We start from the raw sequence: 17,680 nt of genomic DNA on the forward strand, positions 1-17,680 counted from the left end.
CACGCCGCCTCGCGCGCCGAGCTGCCCCGCGGCGCGCTGCGACTGTCGGCCGACGAGGCCGAGCTGGACACCGTCACGCTCACCGTATGAGCCGCACCGGGTGCGCATGTCGTGCGCACGCCGTGCGCACCCGCACCCGACCACGGACACGTCCGCCCGGACCGGCACAGCGCCAGGTCCGGGCGGACGTCCGTCCGGCGGGTGCAGGGTCCAACGCCTCGAAGGCCCCTGCCCCGCCCACCGCGGGCTCAGCCGCGGTGCCGTGCCACTGCGTCCGCCAGCGCAGGCACGATCTCGAACAGGTCACCCACCACACCGAGGTCGGCGACCTCGAAGATGGGTGCCTGCGGGTCGGAGTTGATCGCCACGACCAGCTTGCTGCCCGACATGCCGGCCAGGTGCTGGCTGGCGCCGGAGATGCCGCAGGCCACGTAGAGGTCCGGGCTCACCGTCTTGCCGGAGATGCCGATCTCCTGGCTGGTCGGCAGCCAGCCGGCATCGGCCGCGGGCCGGGAGGCCCCCACCGCGGCACCGGGCCCGAACGCGGCGGCCAGGGCGCGCAGCGCGTCGAAGCCCTCGGCACCGCCCATCGCCCGGCCGCCGGAGATGACGACGTCGGCGTCCTCGAGCGCGATCTCGCCGTCGCTGGAGTCCGGGGTGAAGGACAGCACCTGGACGCCGCCCGGCGCCGGGGCCGGCACGTCCTCGACGACGACCTGCGGTGCGACGCCGGTCGGCGCACCCTTCTTGTACAGCCCGGTGCGGACCGTGCCGATCTGCGGGGTGGCCGCCACCACGCACTCGGTGAGCAGGTTGCCGCCCAGGGTGTTCTTGGTGAAGGTGATCCGACCGTCGGCCGCGACCGACAGCGCGGTGGCGTCCGAGACCAGGCCGATGCCCAGCCGGGCGGCCAGCCGCGGGGCCAGGTCGGCGCCGATGGCGGTGCCGGCGAACAGCACCGCGGCCGGCTGGTGCGTGCGCACCAGGTCCGCCAGCGCCGCCGTCCACGCCTGCGTCGAGTACTGCGCGTACGCCTCGCCCTGCACGACGCGCACCGTGCTCGCCCCGTGCTCCCCCGCCTGGGCGGCGACCTGCGCACCGTCGGGCGCGACGACCACCGCGACCACCGAACCGCCGCAGCTCGCGGCCAGCGTGGCGGCCTCGGTGACGATGGCCAGGCTCGCGTCCGAGGCGATGCCGTCGCGCGAGTCCACGACGACCCAGATGTCCGTGCTCATGAAAGGTCTCCTGTCCTGATCGGTCGGGTCGTCACAGCACGTGTGCGGCGACGAGGGCCGCCACGAGGTTCTCGGCCACCTGCGCGGGGGTGTCCCCCTCGACGCGGGCACCCGGCTGGCGGGCCGGCGGGCGGGTGGCCGACAGGATCGTGGTCCCGGAGGCGGCCAGGCCGACCTCGGGCACCGCGAGCTCGGCGTTGGTGAGCTGGTCGAACGACGCCTTGTTCGCGGCGAGCTTGCTCTTCACCGACGGGTAGCGCGGGGTGTTGACGTACTCGTCGACCGTCACCACGGCCGGCAGGGCGACCTGCACCTTCGCCTGCCCGCCGTCGAGCACCTGGGTGCACACGAGCGCGTCGGCCGCGCCCTCCAGCGCGGTGACGCCGGTGACCTGCGGCAGGTCGAGCAGCTCGGCGACCATGACGGGCACCTCGCCGGTGCCGCCGTCGAACGACTGCTTGCCGGCCAGCACGAGGTCGAACCCGCCCAGGTGGCGCACGGCCGCGGCCAGCACGCGCGCCGTGGCCCACGCGTCGGACCCGGCGAACGCCTCGTCGGTGATCGCGACCCCGCGGTGCGCACCGACCGCCACGCACTCCTTGAGGGTGGCCTTGACCGTGGCCGGGCCCATCGAGAGCACGGTGACCTCGCCACCGAGCTGCTCGGTGAGCTGGACGGCCGCCTCGAGCGCGTTCTTGTCGACCGGGTTGAGCTGGACGCCCGCGGCCGTGCGGTCCAGTGTGTGGTCCTCGTTGAGCTTGACCGCTCCGAGGTCCGTCGGGACCTGCTTGACCAGCACCAGGATCTTCATCTCATCGCCCTTTCGTCCGGGTGTGTGCGGGCCGGACGATCGCCGCGGTCCCGTTCTGCTCAGTGGCCCCGGGCGCAGCTGCGCGCACCAGGGCGGCGGCCCGTTCGGCCGCGATCTGGTCGGCGATCCGTTGCCGGAGCTCGACCTTGCGCACCTTGCCCGAGGGGGTCATGGGCAGGGCGTCGACGATCTCGACCCACTCGGGGATCTTGTACTTGGCCACCCCGCGCTCGACGAAGAAGTGGCGCAGCCCGGCCAGGTCCAGGTGCGGGGCGCCGACGGTCGGCACGACGTACGCGCACGCGCACTCGCCGAGGCGCTCGTTCGGCATGGCCACGACAGCGACGTCCTTGACCCAGGGGTGGTCGCGCACGATCGCCTCGACCTCGGTGGCGCTGATGTTCTCCCCGCCGCGCACGATCGTGTCCTTGATGCGCCCGGTGATCCGCAGGTAGCCGTCGGCGTCGGCCACCGCGAGGTCGCCGGAGTAGTACCAGCCGTCGGCGTCCAGGCACGCCGCGGTGAGCTCGGGCTCGCCCAGGTAGCCGGCGAACACCGCCGGACCGCGCGAGGCCTCCTCGCCCTCGACCCCGGCGGGCAGCCTGCGGCGGGTCACCGGGTCGACGATCTTCACCTGGGTGCCCGGCACCGGGCGGCCGTCGGTGCGCAGCACCCGGTGGTCCGGGTCGTCCGCGCGGGTCAGGGTGTGCGGGGCGCTCTCGGTGGAGCCGTAGACCGAGTGCACCCGGATGCCGAAGGTGCGGGCCCGCTCCAGCAGCCGGGCCGGGACGGGTGCCCCGCCGCAGGCCAGCAGCCGCAGGTCCGGGTGCAGGCCCGGGCCGTGCTCGCACGCGTCGAACAGGTCGGCGACGATGCTGGTCGCCCCCATCCCGGCGGTGCAGCGCTCGGCGTTGAGCATGGCCAGCGCGGACTCGCCGGTGAACGTGTCGAGCAGCACCGAGGTGGCGCCGACCATGAACGGCATCGTCATCCCGTGCAGGTACCCGGTGGCGTGGGCCAGCGGGGCCGGCATGAACATCCGGTCGGGGTAGCCGATGCCCAGCTCGTAGGCGAAGGCGCGTTCACCGGCCAGCACGTTGTCGTGCGTGAGCAGCACACCCTTGGGGCGGGCCTCGCTGCCGGACGTGAACAGCACGGCGGCCACATCGGTGCCGCGGCCGGGGGCCCACAGCTCGGCCGGCAGCGGGTCGTGCCGTGCGGCCTCGTCGAACGAGCAGAACCGGCCGTCGGGCACCCGGTTCTCCACCATGAGGACGGTGCGCAGCGCCGGCAGCTCCGCCGCGAGCTGACCGGCGAGGTCGCGGTAGTCCATCGAGCGGAACTGGGTCGGCATCACCAGCGCGGTGCTGGCGCACTGCCGCAGCCGGTAGGTGAGCTCGGTGTGCCGGTGCGAGGGCAGCACCGGGTTGACCACCGCACCCAGCCGCAGGCACGCCACGTCGAGGGCCAGGAACTGCGCCCAGTTCGGCAGCTGGACCGACACCACGTCGCCGGCGCGCACACCGGAGGCGTACAGGTGCCCGGCCACCCGGCCGGCCAGGTCGTCCACCTGCCGGTAGGTCCAGCGCGTGCCGCGGGAGTCGACGACGGCCTCCCGGTCCGGCTGCTGCAGCACGGACAGCTGCCAGTAGTCGTGCAGCGACGCATCGCCCCACAGCCCGGCCCGGCGGTACTCGGCGACCCGGCGGGGGTCCACGGTGGTGCTGATCGTCACGGCGGACCTCCTTCCAGGTCTCGGGCCGACGGGTCGGGCTGACGGGGGCGTGCGGGGCGTTCCTCAGCCGAACTGGTAGGTGACGCCGGAGCCGTTCTGCGGGTAGTCCCAGGAGTAGCCCTCGGCGCCGGTGAACAGCCGGTCGCAGACCAGCCGGCAGTTGCCGCACTCGAGGCAGCCGACGTGGTCGAACGTCATCACCTCGTTCGCCTCGTCCCAGCGGTAGCGCTGGGCCGGGCAGGAGATCTCGCAGGCCCGGCCCGAGGGGCAGGTCCGGCAGGCCTGCGGGTCGATGACGATGTGCGGCGCGTGCTCGTCGGTCTCGAACGTCGTGGCCGACAGCAGCTCGTCGATCTTCATCCGCCTCATAGCGAACGCACCCCCTTCACGAGGTTGAGTGCCGTGGACAGCTTCTTGGGGACCTTCTTGACGGTGCCGGTCAGCGTGCTGCGCACCGGGACGAGCGGGCCGCCGTCGACGGTGAACATGTCCCGCATGAGCCCGACGGCCAGCGCCGGGTACGTGCTGAACAGGTCGGGGGTGTGCGCCATCCAGTGGTGCGCGCCGCGGACCTTCGCCATGTCGGCCAGCACGCCGCCCTCCAGCCGCGCCTTGTACGCCGACAGCCGGGTGGCGCTCACGTCACCCGCGGCCAGTGCCGCCGCTGCGGTCTCACCGGCGGCGATCCCGCTGGCGATGGCGTAGTCCATGCCCCGGATGGTGAAGCCGCGGTTGATGCAGAACCCGGCGGCGTCCCCGGCGATCAGCCAGCCGTCACCGAACAGCTGCGGCAGCGTGTCGACGTTGCCCTCGTAGACCAGGTGGGCGCCGTACTCGACGAGCTCGCCACCGGCCACGTACCGCCCGACGGCGGGGTGCTGGCGCAGGTCCTCGGCGGTCTGCACGAGCGAGTGCCCGTGCTCACGCCAGGAGTCCGAGTCGACCACGAGGCCGAGCGAGACCGAGTCGATGTTGGTGTAGAGGAACAGCCCGCCGAACAGCCCCTTGGTCACCGCACCCATGCCGAGCATCGCGGTGCCGCGCCGGTCGGACGTGGTGAACCTTCGGTCGACCTCCTCCTCGGTGAGCTTGAACAGGTACTTCACACCCACCGCGACGTCCTCGCGCGCCAGCCGGCGCACCAGACCGGCGCGTTCGAAGACGAGCGGGTTGATGCCCTCGGCGTCGATCACCAGGGCGCTGGTGAGCTCCTCGTCGCCCATCCGCACCCCGCGCACGACGCCGTCGCGGATCACCAGCCCGGTGACCGTGGCCCCCGGGATGATCTCGGCGCCGGCCTGCTCGCACTGCTCGGCCAGCCACGCCACCAACGGGGTGGACAGCACCGAGTACGAGCGGCCGGCCGGGTCGGCGAACGTCGTGTCGACGTTCATCGCCTCGGTGTCGGTGAGCATCGAGATGACCTCGCGGTCGATCTCGCGCTGCAGCGGGGCCTCGCGCCAGCGCTCGCCGAGCAGCTCGCGCAACGAGTAGGTGTACAGCCGCCCGCCGGTGAAGGTCTTCGCCCCGCAGCTGGCGCCGCGTTCCACCACGAGCACGCTGCGGCCGGCCTGGGCGAGGCGGTACGCGGCCGACAGACCGGCCAGCCCTCCCCCGATGACGATCGCCTCGAAGGCGTCCTCCTCGTCCACGGTGGTCACCGACCGCCGCCGGAGGTCTCGTACTCCTTGTCCAGGGCCCGGCCGATGACCAGGGCCTGGATCTCGTTGGTGCCCTCCATGATCTGGTAGATCTTGGCGTCCCGCATGAGCTTCTCGACCGGGTACTCCTTGACGTACCCGTTTCCGCCGAACACCTGGACGGCCTTGCTGGTGACGTCCTGGAGCATGTCGGTGACGAGCATCTTGGTGATCGAGCCCTCCTTGACCACCGAGTGCCCGGCGTCCATGAGGCGCATGGTGTTGTGCACCAGGCAGCGGGCGGCCTCGGTCTGCGCGGCCATGTCGGCGAGCAGCTTCTGCACCAGCTGGAACTTGATGATCGGCTGGCCGAACTGCTGACGGGTCTTGGCGTAGACGACGGCCTCGTCGAGCGCGCGCTGCATGATGCCGACGCAGATGGTCGCCATGAAGGCCCGCGAGAAGTTCAGGCCGCGCATCGCGATGGAGAAGCCCTCGCCCTCGGCGCCGACGAGGTGGTCGGCCGGCACCCGCACGTCCTTGAACACGACGTCGCAGGTGTTCGAGGTGCGCAGGCCCATCTTGTCCTCGTGGGTGCCCCACGAGACGCCCGGCCGGTCGGCCTCGACGATGAAGCAGGAGATGCCCTTGGTGCCGGCGGCCGGGTCGGTCTTGGCCAGCACGGCGTACACCTTGGAGATCCCGCCGTTGGTGATCCACGTCTTCGTGCCGTTGAGCACGTACTCGTCACCGTCGCGGATCGCCGTGGTGCGCAGCGAGGCGGCGTCGGACCCGGAGTTGGCCTCGGTGAGGACGAAGGCGCCCAGCCCGCCGGGGGCGACCAGGTCGGCGAACATCTTGGCCTGCTCGGGCGTGCCGGCCAGGATGACGTTGCGCAGCGCGACGAAGGTCGACACGAGGGTCTGGGCGTAGCCGCCGTCGACCCGGCCGAGCTCCTCGAAGACCATCGCGGTGGTGACGAAGTCGAGCCCACCGCCGCCGAACTCCTCGGGGATCTCGAGCATGTGCAGGCCCATCTCGAAGGCCGAGTCGAAGAAGTCCGGCGGGCACTCGCCCGCGCGGTCGCACTCGGGGATCTTGGGCGCGATCTCCTTCCAGACGAACTCACGGACCATCTCGATGAGCTCGGTCTGCTCCTCGGTGTAGATCAGTGCCACGACGCACTCTCCTTGGTTCTTGTGCCCGGCGGGCGAGGTCAGCGGGGGTGGGGGCCGTGCACCGCGCCCGAGGCCAGCAGCGCCTCGATCTGCTCGGTGCTGAAGCCGAGCTCAGTGAGCACGGCCGTGGTGTGCGCACCCTGGGTGGTGGTGAGCACGAGGTCCGGGTCGCCCTGGCTGGCGAACCGCACGGGGTTGGTGGGCAGCCAGCGCTGGGCGCCGGTCGGGTAGGTGACGTGCCGCAGCACGTCGTTGGCCAGGGCCTGCTCGTCGGTGTAGAGGTCGAGCGGGAGCTGGCACTTGGCCATCGGCACGTCGTGCTCGGCGAACAGGGCGAGCCAGTGCTCGGCGGGCTGCGTGGCGAACGCGCCGTCGAGGATCTCGACGACCTCGGCGTTGCGGTGCGCGGCGTTGATCTCACCGACCGTGCTGAGCCGGACGTCGTCGGCGACGTCCTCACGACCGACCAGGCGCATCACCGTCGCGAAGTCGCGGTCGTACTCCGGGGCGCACAGCGCCATGAGCCCGCCGTCGGAGCCGTAGTAGGTGTTGTTGAACGGGTTGGTGACCTCGCGCCGGTCCTTGGGGTAGGTGTTGCCGTACTGCGCGGAGACCATGGCCTGGTTGAGCGCGAACACCCCGGCGTGGAACAGGCTGGTGCTCACGTAGTCGCCCTCACCGGTGGTGCGGGCCCGGTGCACGGCGGCCAGGATCCCGGCGAGCAGCACGAACGCGACCTGGAAGTCGCCGAAACCGCTGGGTGCGAGCATCGGGCTGCCGCCCCGGTTGACCGTCGTGCCGAGCACACCCGCGCGGGACATGTAGGTGGTCATGTCGAAGCCGGCGGCGTCCTTCATCGGACCCTTGGCGCCGAACCCCAGCACCTGCGCCATCACCAGCTTCGGGAAGCGCTCGTGGAGGGAGTCGTAGTCGTAGCCGAGCTTGCGCAGCGACTTGATGCGGGTGCTCGTGACGAAGACGTCGGCCTGGGCCAGCAGCGCGTCCATCACCTCGCGCCCGCCGGGGGTGCGCAGGTCGACGGTGACGAACCGCTTGTTCATGTTCGACATGTCGAACCCGGGGTTCTCGTCGTCGGTGTACGGCGTGCCGAAGACGGCGCCCTGGGTGCGGCCAGGGTCACCGGCCGGCGACTCGACCTTGATGACGTCGGCGCCCCACTCGCCCATGATCCGTTGGGTGGTCGGTGCCGCCAGGAAGGCGGTCATGTCGACCACCTTGAGTCCTTCGAGGGGCTTCACGGCTGGTCCTTCCTGCTCGGTCGAGACGGTGGGGCGGCGGCCCCGGCGCACGGCAGGCGCGCCGGGGCCGCCGTGCGGTCAGAAGGTGTCGCCGCCGTTGGCGATGAGGCCCCGGGCCGCGGTGATCCGCTGCACGGTGGGCGGGCCCTCCTCGAGCCACATGGCGCGGCAGTCGCGGTAGAGGCGCTCGACGGGCCCGTACTCGCAGTCCTCGAAGTAGCCGATGCCGCCGAGGATCTCGAGCATGTTGTCCGAGACGATCTTCACGGTGTCGATCGAGAACAGCTTGCACATGGCCGCGAAGGTGTCGGCCTGCTCGCCACGGTCGTAGCGGTCGGCCGTGTCGTGCACCATCTGGCGCAGCGCGTACACCCGGGCGCCGGACTCGGCGATCATGTGCTGGATCTCCTGGCGGGAGGCCAGCGGCTTGCCGAAGGTGTAGCGCTCCTTGGCCCGCTTGATCTGGATCTCGAGCATGCGCTGGGCCATGCCGAGGTTGGAGTCGGCGATGTGCGCGCGGGACAGGCCGAGCGAGAACAGCGCGACGTGGTACCCGTCGCCGACCGCACCCATGCGGTACTTGTCCGGCACGCGGCAGTCGGTGAACCGCAGACCGGCGTGGCCGGCGCCCTTGCAGCCCATCATGTGCGGCATCTCGACGATCTCGTACCCGGGGGTGTCCACCGGGATGAAGAAGGTCGTGAGGCGGTGGTCCTTGTCCGCCGTGGGGTCCGTGAGCGTCGTGACGTAGGTGCCGTCCGAGCAGTCGGTGTGCGAGATGAGGGTCTTCTCGCCGTTGACGATCCAGTCGTCGCCGTCGCGCACCGCGGTGGTCTTGATGTCGGCGCCGGAGCCGGCTTCCTTCTCGGTGAGCGCGAAGTTGATGTAGAGCGTCTTGTCGGCGAAGCGGGGCATGGCCCACGCCTTGACCTCGTCCTGGCCGAAGTCGTCCATGATGCGCCAGTTGAGGCCGGCCGCGTGGTGCAGGTGCATCCGCATGCCGCCGGGGCCGCGGGAGAACTCCTCCTGGACCTTGAAGATCTGCTTGGTGCTCAGGCCCCAGCCGCCGTACTGCTCGGGCAGGTAGAACCGGTACAGGTTGTTCTCGGAGGCGAGCGTGAAGAACTCGTCCGGGAACTTGTTGGTGACCTCGATCTCCTTCTGCATCTCGTCGAACGGGCCCTGGGCCAGCTCGCGGATCTGGAGCAGATAGGCCGCGAACTCGTCGTCGTTCCTCGGCTTGTGGTCCAACATCGACATCCTCCTCGATCGGTGTGCGGCGTCCCGCGCGGGCTCGGCGGCCCACGTCCGGGACGGCAGGCGCAGCAGGGCGATGCTCAGTCCTGTCAGCGCTGACGGAACAACGGACTCAGTACCTGTACTCTCCGGTTCGTACTGAGTACTCACTAGTTCGTACAAAGTGCACGACCAGTCTCGCCCTCACCCCCGCAGCGTTCGCGGGACCTTCGTCCTCGCAGTTCAGAGGCCCTCTCGGTGCGGCGAAGCCACCGGCCCGCCGCGATCGAATACCGTCGGGACGAACGAGGCGATCAGGGGCAGGCGCCCTCCAGGAGGATCCGATGAACACCGAGAACGACGACGAGACCGGATCCGTCCGGCGTGACCCCGAGGGCACCCGGCGTCAGATCCTGGACGCCGCCATCGAGGAATTCTCGGCGCACGGGCTGCTCGGCGGACGCATCGACGCCATCGCCGAACGCACCAAGGTCACCAAGCGGATGATCTACTACTACTTCCGCAGCAAGGAGCAGCTCTACGCCGCTGCGCTGCTGGAGTCCTACCGCCGGATCCGCGAGAGCGAGACCAACCTGCGGCTCGACGAGCTCGAGCCCGAGGAGGCGCTGCGGGTCCTCGTCCGGTCCAACATCGACCACCACGCCGAGCACCCCGAGTTCATCCGGCTCGTCGTGTTCGAGAACACGCTGCCGGCCGGTGCCATCCACCTCATGTCCGACGAGGCGCGGGCGCAGAACCGCGGGGTGCTCACCCTCATCGACGACGTGCTGCGCCGCGGCCGCGAGCAGGGCGTGTTCCGCGAGGGCCCCGATGCGCTCGACGTCGAGCAGGTGCTCTCCGGCCTGGCGTTCCAACGGGTGTCCAACCGCTCGACGTTCCGCGAGCTGTTCGAGCGGGACATGATGGGCGAGCAGGAGACGCCGCACGTGCGGGCCATGATCGAGGACGTCGTGCTGCGGTTCGTGCTCGCCGACCCCCACTGAGCCGACCAGCGCGCTCACCGGTGCTCCAGCACCATCGCGATCGCCCCGCACGGGCACTCGGCGGCGCAGATGCCGCACCCCTTGCAGTAGTCCAGATCGATCTCGTACACCGCGCCCGGGCCGGTCTTGCCCACCGCGTCGTCCGGGCACATCCCGTAGCAGTTGTCGCAGCCGAAGCACGAGCCGCACGACAGGCACCGCCGCGCCTCGAACGTCACGAGGTCCGCCCCCAGCGGCACCACCTGGAGCGGCCGGGACGCCCGCGCACCGGCCAGGGCGGGCCCGAGGGCACGCGGGGCATCCGCGTAGTACCAGGTCGTCAGCTGCTCGTAGGCCACCACCGGTGCAGGTGGGGGCACCGGCGACGGTGACCCGGCCAGGTGCTCGCACACCGCATCGGCCGCCGCCCGGCCCTGCCCGAGCGCGTAGGTGACGGTGCGCTGCGCGGGACCGCCGGCATGGGCGGGCTGGCGCCAGAGCACCCCCTGGTGCACGAGCGCGATCGCGTTGGCCACCCCGGTGCAGTGCACCACGGCGTCGTACTGCTGCACGACGTCGGCGAGGCGACGCACCGTCGTGCGCAGCCGGACCTCGACGCCCGTGGCCAGCAGCCGGTCGACCTCACCGTCGAGCACCGCCCTGGGCAGCCGCTGCGCCGAGATGCCGTACCGCAGCATGCCACCGAGCACCGACGCCGACTCGTGCAGGTGCACCGCGTGGCCCGCCTGGCGCAACCGGTGCACGGCGGCGAGCCCGGCCGGACCGGCCCCCACGACGAGCACGGACCGCCCGGTCGGCGCCGGCGGTGCGGCCAACGGCCAGCCCTGCGCGAGCGCCTGCTCACCGAGCGCCTGCTCGACGGCGCAGATGCCGACCGCCTCGTCCAGCCGGCCGCGAAGGCACGCGGCCTCGCACGGCCGGTAGCAGACCCGACCCATCGTGGCCGGCAGCGGGTTGCGCGCCGTCAGCCGCTCCCAGGCCGCGCGGGCGCCACCGTCCTCCTGCGCGCGGGTGAGCCAGCCCCGCACGTCCTCCCCCGCCGGGCAGTCCCGCGCGCAGGGCGCCGAGAGCTCGACGAAGACGGGGCGCTCCGTGCGCCAGTCCCCCGTGCGGTGCGCCAGGCTGCTCGCGGGCGGGCTCACCAGCCCCAGCCGCACCGGGCGCCGGGTGCTCATCGGCCGGCCGCGTCGACCGCCTGCCGCACGGGCCGGCCCTGCTCCCCCAGCAGCGTCCGGTGCCGCACCGCCACCAGCGCACCCAGCACGGCCGAGGCCGCCGCGACCACCACGCCCAGCAGCACGACGGTGCGGTAGCTGGCGGTCAGGTCGAGACCGCCGCCGACGACCCGCCCCGCGACGAACGGCATGACGAACGCCGAGGCGCCCGAGGCCAGGCCGATCATCGAGGTGACGACACCCTTGTGGTCCGGGAAGAACTCGGCGAGCACCACGACGGCGAGCTGGAACAGCCCGCCGGCCGCGAAGAACCCGATCGCGAACGCGCAGCCGGCGTACAGCGTCGGGTCGCCGCTGAGCAGCATCGCCAGGTACGCCAGGCCGGCCACCACCGGGTTGACCACGAGCACCGCGACGGCCGGCACGGCCCTGGCCACGAGCGTCGCGGTGACCAGCACCCCGAGGAACGACCCGGCCGAGTAGAAGGAGATGAGCCCGCGTCCGGCGGTGTCGTCCATCCCGGCGAGCGTCATGCCGACCCGGGGCAGGCAGTTCTGGGCCAGCCAGAACATCGCGGTGGCGAAGAACCCGTAGAGCACCATCGCGACGCCCTCGACCCGGACCCGCGCGCCGCCGGTGCCGCGCGTCGCGACGACCTCCTGCAACCGGGCCCGCTGGGCCTCGGCCACCGCGCGGTGGTCCGGGAACGGCAGCCGGAGCTGGACGACGAACAGCACCGCGAGCACGAGCGCGAGGCCGATCAGCGGGCTGCCCCAGGCCAGCCCGGCACCGGCCACGGCCGTGATGACGAGCGGCAGCAGGAACTGCCCGAGCGCGATCGCGGCCTTGACCACGACGCTGGCCGACCCGGCGGCCTGCGGGAAGGCCTCCATGAGGGTGGGGTAGTTGCCGGTGTCGCCGATCGCGTTGGCCAGGCCGAACGTGACGGCGAGGGCGAGGCCCACCTGCCACGTCGGGCTCACGAGCAGCCCGAGCAGGAAGGTGGCGTACAGCCCGAGCGAGAGCAGGATCACCGTGCGGCGGCCGACCCGGTCGGACAGGAACCCGGCGAACGCCGGTCCGACGACCTTGCCGATCCCCACCCCGGAGATCGCGACGAGGACCTCGCCCTCGGTCGCGCCCCACTGGGCCTGCAGGTGCGCCGAGGACTGGGCCATCACGATGACCGCCATGCCGTACACCACGAAGAACAGGTAGATCGAGGCTGCGGTGGCGCGGTAGTGCGAGGGGTTCACTCTCCGACCTCCTTGTCGGTGCTGCTGCGGGTCGGCCCCGGCCCGCCCCTCGTGGGGCCGGACCGGGGCCGACGGTGCGTCCGGGTGTGCTCAGGCGGCGGTGCTGCCGGCGGTCACGGCCTCGGGCTCGGCCGGGGTGCGCGGGAACACGGCCCGGTGCCGGATGAGCACGAGGACCCCGAGCAGCGCCGAGGCCACGGAGACCCCGATACCGATCCCGGCGATGATCTTGTAGGCCGCCGCCAGGTCGGCCGGTGCGGTGGCGTTGCCGACGACCAGGCCGGAGGTGTACGGCAGGGCGAAGGCGGCCAGCCCGGATGCCAGGCCGATGAGCGAGGTGACCACGCCCTTGCGCACCGGGAAGAACTCGGCGAGCACGACGACCGTGAGCTGGAAGAGCCCACCGGCGGCGAAGTAGCCGATGATGAACGCGAAGAACCGGTAGGCGCCCGCGTTGGGGAACACGAGCATCCCGATGTAGGCGAACGTCGCGACGGCCGGGTTGAGCACGAGGAACGTCACCGGCTTGAACTTGCGGGCCACGAGGGCCGCGGTGATGAAGACGCCGGCGAACGAGCCGATCGAGAAGAACGAGACCAGGCCCTTGCCCGCCTCGGGGCTCATGCCGACGAGGTTGACGCCGAGCTTGGGCAGCGACTGCGAGGCGAGCCAGAAGATCGCGGTGCTGGTGAACCCGTAGAGCACGAGCGCGGTGCCCTCGAGGCCGATCCGGGCGCCGGACTGCTCGGCGGTGCCGACGTTGGCCTCGATCGTGGCCTTCTGCTCGGCGGCGATGGCCTTGTAGTCCGGGAACGGCAGGCGCAGGTTGGCGATGAGCAGGATCACGAGGATGACGGCCAGGCCGATGAAGGTCGAGCCCCACGCGATGGAGGCCGCGGCGACCGCGGTGACGATGAGCGGGATGAGCAGCTGGCCGACGGCGATCGCGGCCTTGACGATGAGGTTGGCCGAGCCCGGGGTCTTCGGGAAGGCCTCCATGAGCGTCGGGTAGGCGCCGGTGTCCGAGATGGCGTTGGCCAGGCCGAAGAACACCGCGAGCGCGAAGCCCACCTGGTAGCTCGGGCTCACCATCATGCCGAGCAGGAAGATCACGTACATCGCGAACGACGCGACGAGCATCCAGCGCCGGCCGATGCGGTCGGACAGGAACCCGGCGAACGCCGGACCGATGATCTTGCCGATGCCGATGCCGGAGATCGCGACGAGGACCTGGCCCTGCGTCGCCCCCCACTGGGCCTGCAGCTGGTCGGAGTGCTGGGACATGATGATGACGGCCATGCCGTAGACCACGAAGAACAGATAGATCGAGATGGCCGTGGGCAGGTACGGGTTCTTTCTCATCGAGCGACCTTTCGCGCAGCTGGGGACCGGGGCCTTCGCCCCGCGTGGTGCGGTGGTGCGGTGGGGTGGTGCGTCGGGGGGAACCCTCGGCCGAGCCGCCCGGCGCAGGGCATGGGCGTCTCGCACCGGACAGCGGTGTCCTTGTTCCTCGCGTCTTCGTCGAGAGCGGGTGCCGGGGGCGGCGCCTCCCTCGGCATCTGCTTGGTACTCACTTGGTAGTACATACTCTGCCGACCGCGGACGGCTCGCGGAGGGGTCCTAGGTCCCCTCGCTCATGACGAGGCCGACGAGGCTGCACGAGGAGTCGATGCGCAGGTCAGAGCACTGCGCGGGCGCGCCCGTCCGGCGCCGGGGTGCCACGGACGGCCCCGGCGCGACGTCGAGCCGCCCCCTGCGCGAGGGAGAAGTCAGCTGCGCCCGACGAACCAGTCGCGCAGCAACGCGATGCGCTGGTCGAGCTGCTCGGGGCTGGCCAGAGCCACTTCCGGGCCCCCGCAGCGGGTGCGCAGCTGGGTGTGCACCACACCGTGCGGCACCCCGCTGCGCCGCGACCAGGCCCCCACCAGCCGGGACAGCTCGGCCCGCAGCGCCGCCTGCCGACGGTGGTCGGCGACCGGTTCGCTCGCACCCCCGCGGCGCCGGGCCGCGAGCTGGTCGGCCTGGCGCTGCCGCAGCAGCGCCGAGACCTGCTCGGGCTCCAGCAAGCCCGGCAGCCCCAGGAAGTCCAGCTCCTCGGCCGAACCCACCTCGGCCTCGGTGCCGAACTCGCCGCCGTCGAACAGCACCCGGTCGAAGGACGCCTGGCCACCCAACGCCTCGAACGTGCCCTGCACCCCGTCGGCTCCCACGGCGTCCGGGGTCCGACGGTCCGCGAGCGCCTCGGCCATGAGCGCGTCCGGGTCCTCGTCGCCCGCCGGTCGCCGGTCGAGGGCGTGGTCGCGCTCGACCTCCAACGACGCGGCCAGGGCGAGCAGCGGCTGCACGCTCGGCAGGAACACCGACGCGGTCTCACCACGACGGCGCGCCCGCACGAACCGGCCGATCGCCTGGGCGAAGAACAGCGGCGTCGAGGCGTTCGTCGCGTACACCCCGACCGCCAGCCGCGGCACGTCCACACCCTCGGACACCATCCGCACGGCCACCAGCCAGCGCGAGTCGCCGTGCGAGAACTCGTCGATCCGGTCCGAGGCGCCCTCGTCGTCGGACAGCACCACGGTGGGCGACTGACCGGTGACCCGGGCCAGCACACCGGCGTAGGCCCGTGCGTCGTTCTGGTCCGTCGCGATCACCATGCCACCCGCGTCCGGCACCGTGCGCCGCACCTGCGACAGCCGGGTGTCCGCCGCGGCCAGCACCCCCGCGATCCACTCCCCCGCCGGGTCCAGCGCCGCGCGCCACGCCTGCGCCACGAGGTCCTTGGTCGCCGGTTCACCGAGCCGGGCGGACAGCTCGTCGCCGGCCCGGGTGCGCCAGCTCAACGTGCCGGAGTAGGTGAGGAAGATGACCGGCCGCACGACATGGTCGCGCAGCGCCTCGCCGTAGCCGTAGGTCACGTCGGCCGCCGAGCGCCGGATGCCCTCGTGGTCCGGCTCGTACCGCACGAACGGGATCGCGGAGGTGTCCGAGCGGAACGGTGTCCCGGTGAGCGACAGCCGCCGGGTCGCCCCCTCGAACGCCTCGCGCACCGCATCGCCCCAGCTCAGCGCGTCACCGGCGTGGTGCACCTCGTCGAGGATGACGAGCGTGCGGGCCGCCTCGGTGCGCGCCGCGTGCAGCGCCGGTTTGCTCGCCACCTGGGCGTACGTCACCGCGACCCCGTCGAAACCCGCACCGTGCCGGCCCTGGGCGTTGCTGAACGCCGGGTCGAGCCGGATGCCCACCCGCGCCGCCGCATCCGCCCACTGCTTCTTCAGGTGCTCGGTCGGGGCGACCACCGTCACCCGGCGCACCGTCCCGGCCTCGAGAAGCTCGGTGGCCACGCGCAGCGCGAACGTCGTCTTGCCCGCGCCCGGGGTGGCCACCGCGAGGAAGTCCCGCGACGTGTGCTCCCGGTAGGCGACGAGCGCCTGGGCCTGCCAGGCCCGCAGCCGGTCCGCGGTCCCCCACGGGGCGCGCGCCGGATAGGCGGGCGACAGCGAGGACGCCCGCGACCGGTGCGGCGGGACCGGGGGCGACGACGGCGACGCGGACGAGGGTCCCGCGCTCACCGTCCGTCCGAGGAGCCGCCGCGGCCGAAGCCCCAGCGCCTGCCCGACCCGCCGGAACCGCCCGTGTCCTTGCCGTCGTCCTTGCCGTCGCCGCCGGCGCCCATCCCCTCGAGGATCGCCTTGCAGGCGGGGCAGACCGGGAACTTGCTCGGGTCGCGGCCGGGCACCCAGACCTTGCCGCACAGCGCCACGACGGGCTTGCCGCTCACCGCGGACTCCAGGATCCGCTCCTTGCGCACGTAGTGCGCGAACCGCTCGTGATCCCCCGGCTCGACCTGCTCCTGGGCGACGGTGCGCTCCAGGACCGCGGTGCCCGCCTCCGGCCCGCCCGGCCCGAACGGGTCGTCAGGACCGGTGGGAGGCAACGGTTCGGAGGTCATGCGGCAAGTCTACGGCGGGTGCCCGGACGTTCCCCGGTGCGATGACGGCGACCTACAGCCCCTGCCAGGCAGGCTTGGCGGCCCACGTCTGACGGAAGTGGTCGGCCAGCTGCAGCCGGCTCGCCGCAGCGTCGTCGATGAGCACGCTCACGTGCGGGTGCAGCTGGAGCGCGGACGCCGGCCACAGAGCGCTCACCGGCCCCTCGACCATCTGGTGCACCGCCTCGGCCTTGGCCCGCCCGGTCGCCAGCAGCACGAGGTGCCCGGCCGCCAGGATGGTGCCGATGCCCTGCGTGACGCAGTGCTGCGGCACCGCCTCCAGGTCGTCGTCGAAGAACCGGGCGTTGTCCTGCCGGGTCTGGGCCGTGAGTGTCTTCACCCGGGTGCGCGAGGCCAGCGAGGAGCCCGGCTCGTTGAAGGCGATGTGCCCGTCGGTGCCGATGCCCAGGATCTGCACGTCCACCCCGCCGGCGTCGACGATCGCCTGCTCGTACGCGGCGCACGCGGCCGGCAGATCGTCCGCGGCACCGTCCGGCCCGGCCACCCGCGCCGGGTCCAGGTCGACCCGGTCGGTGAGCTCGCGGGCGATGACGTTGCGGTAGCGCTGCGGGTGGTCCAGCGGCAGGCCGACGTACTCGTCGAGGGTGAACGCGCGGGCGCGGGCGAAGGACAGGCCCTCCTCGACGTGCCGGCGCACCAGCTCGTCGTAGACGGCCAGCGGGCTCGACCCGGTGGCGAGCCCCAGCACGGCGTCCGGGCGCGTGCGCAGCAGCCCCTCGACGGTGTCCGCGGCCAGGCGTGCGAGCACGTCGGCCGGGGCGATGACGACCTCCATCAGACCTCCTCCTCGGGTGCGAGCAGCCCCGCACCGAATGCGCCGACGGGGAGCCCCGCCGGTGCCAGCCGGACCCGGTCGGCGATGCGCAACGAACGCAGGAACGCCGAGCCCGACGCCTGATCCTGGAGCACCTGGGTGAGCGCGTCGAGCAGCGGGGCCCCGAGCGCCGCCACACCGCCGCCCAGGACCACCCGTCGCACATCGGTGGTGAGCACGAGCACCCGGACCGCCGCGGGGCCGGGGCGGTGCTGTCCGGCATCGCCGCGGGGTGGCTGCCGTGGTTCGCCTACGCGCACCGCACGATCTTCACGTTCTACGCGATCGCGTTCCTGCCGTGGGTGGTGCTCACGCTGGTCTACGT

The 17,680-nt window shown here is 72.2% G+C and carries 16 protein-coding genes; 1 reads left to right on the forward strand and 15 read right to left on the reverse strand.

The features are described 5' to 3' along the window. Positions 1-248: 248 nt before the first annotated feature. The 8 genes from F2B26_RS08405 to F2B26_RS08440 form a co-directional block, all read right to left on the reverse strand. Positions 249-1,238 (reverse strand): electron transfer flavoprotein subunit alpha/FixB family protein, encoded by a 990-nt coding sequence (locus F2B26_RS08405; RefSeq protein ID WP_159808316.1) that lies wholly within the window; start codon positions 1,236-1,238, stop codon positions 249-251. Between the two features lie 31 nt (positions 1,239-1,269). Next, a complete protein-coding gene (locus F2B26_RS08410) occupies positions 1,270-2,049 on the reverse strand; it encodes an electron transfer flavoprotein subunit beta/FixA family protein (protein WP_159808318.1) in 780 nt (259 codons plus the stop codon). A 1-nt stretch (position 2,050) separates the two neighbouring features. After that, positions 2,051-3,784, reverse strand: coding sequence for an AMP-binding protein (locus tag F2B26_RS08415; protein WP_159808320.1), 1,734 nt, complete (start codon positions 3,782-3,784; stop codon positions 2,051-2,053). A 63-nt stretch (positions 3,785-3,847) separates the two neighbouring features. After that, positions 3,848-4,153 (reverse strand): ferredoxin family protein, encoded by a 306-nt coding sequence (locus F2B26_RS08420; protein ID WP_201292667.1) that lies wholly within the window; start codon positions 4,151-4,153, stop codon positions 3,848-3,850. After that, positions 4,150-5,445 carry an FAD-dependent oxidoreductase gene (locus F2B26_RS08425; protein ID WP_210766849.1) on the reverse strand — a complete coding sequence of 432 codons (1,296 nt, stop codon included), beginning with the start codon at positions 5,443-5,445 and terminating at the stop codon, positions 4,150-4,152. Before F2B26_RS08425 ends, F2B26_RS08420 begins: the two co-directional genes overlap by 4 nt. Further along, the gene (locus tag F2B26_RS08430; protein WP_159808324.1) at positions 5,442-6,602 is read right to left on the reverse strand and encodes an acyl-CoA dehydrogenase family protein; all 1,161 of its coding nucleotides are present in this window, start codon (positions 6,600-6,602) and stop codon (positions 5,442-5,444) included. The genes F2B26_RS08425 and F2B26_RS08430 overlap by 4 nt, the downstream gene beginning before the upstream one ends. Positions 6,603-6,640: 38 nt before the next feature. After that, positions 6,641-7,861 carry a CaiB/BaiF CoA transferase family protein gene (locus tag F2B26_RS08435; protein WP_159808326.1) on the reverse strand — a complete coding sequence of 407 codons (1,221 nt, stop codon included), beginning with the start codon at positions 7,859-7,861 and terminating at the stop codon, positions 6,641-6,643. Positions 7,862-7,939: 78 nt separating this feature from the next. Then, complete coding sequence (locus F2B26_RS08440) at positions 7,940-9,115, reverse strand: acyl-CoA dehydrogenase family protein (RefSeq protein ID WP_159808328.1); 1,176 nt, start codon at positions 9,113-9,115, stop codon at positions 7,940-7,942. Between the two features lie 326 nt (positions 9,116-9,441). Here F2B26_RS08440 and F2B26_RS08445 point away from each other — a divergent pair, with 326 nt between their 5' ends. Continuing rightward, positions 9,442-10,101: a TetR/AcrR family transcriptional regulator gene (locus F2B26_RS08445; RefSeq protein ID WP_159808330.1), complete on the forward strand. Its 660-nt coding sequence runs from the start codon at positions 9,442-9,444 to the stop codon at positions 10,099-10,101. 14 nt (positions 10,102-10,115) lie between these two features. Here F2B26_RS08445 and F2B26_RS08450 read toward each other — a convergent pair whose 3' ends face one another. The 7 genes from F2B26_RS08450 to F2B26_RS08480 form a co-directional block, all read right to left on the reverse strand. Then, positions 10,116-11,276: an NAD(P)-binding protein gene (locus F2B26_RS08450; RefSeq protein ID WP_159808332.1), complete on the reverse strand. Its 1,161-nt coding sequence runs from the start codon at positions 11,274-11,276 to the stop codon at positions 10,116-10,118. Next, positions 11,273-12,532: an MFS transporter gene (locus F2B26_RS08455; protein WP_159808334.1), complete on the reverse strand. Its 1,260-nt coding sequence runs from the start codon at positions 12,530-12,532 to the stop codon at positions 11,273-11,275. Before F2B26_RS08455 ends, F2B26_RS08450 begins: the two co-directional genes overlap by 4 nt. Positions 12,533-12,622: 90 nt before the next feature. Next, the gene (locus F2B26_RS08460) at positions 12,623-13,894 is read right to left on the reverse strand and encodes an MFS transporter (protein ID WP_159808336.1); all 1,272 of its coding nucleotides are present in this window, start codon (positions 13,892-13,894) and stop codon (positions 12,623-12,625) included. A gap of 407 nt (positions 13,895-14,301) precedes the next feature. Then, positions 14,302-16,101: a DEAD/DEAH box helicase gene (locus F2B26_RS08465; protein ID WP_159808338.1), complete on the reverse strand. Its 1,800-nt coding sequence runs from the start codon at positions 16,099-16,101 to the stop codon at positions 14,302-14,304. Next, the gene (locus F2B26_RS08470; RefSeq protein WP_201292668.1) at positions 16,098-16,481 is read right to left on the reverse strand and encodes a DUF3039 domain-containing protein; all 384 of its coding nucleotides are present in this window, start codon (positions 16,479-16,481) and stop codon (positions 16,098-16,100) included. The genes F2B26_RS08465 and F2B26_RS08470 overlap by 4 nt, the downstream gene beginning before the upstream one ends. 52 nt (positions 16,482-16,533) lie before the next feature. Beyond that, a complete protein-coding gene (gene nagB, locus F2B26_RS08475; protein ID WP_159808340.1) occupies positions 16,534-17,316 on the reverse strand; it encodes a glucosamine-6-phosphate deaminase in 783 nt (260 codons plus the stop codon). Continuing rightward, positions 17,316-17,540, reverse strand: coding sequence for a hypothetical protein (locus F2B26_RS08480; protein WP_201292669.1), 225 nt, complete (start codon positions 17,538-17,540; stop codon positions 17,316-17,318). Before F2B26_RS08480 ends, nagB begins: the two co-directional genes overlap by 1 nt. Positions 17,541-17,680: the final 140 nt, after the last annotated feature.

The organism is Cellulomonas citrea (assembly GCF_009829685.1).
Taxonomy (GTDB): Bacteria; Actinomycetota; Actinomycetes; order Actinomycetales; family Cellulomonadaceae; genus Cellulomonas; species Cellulomonas citrea.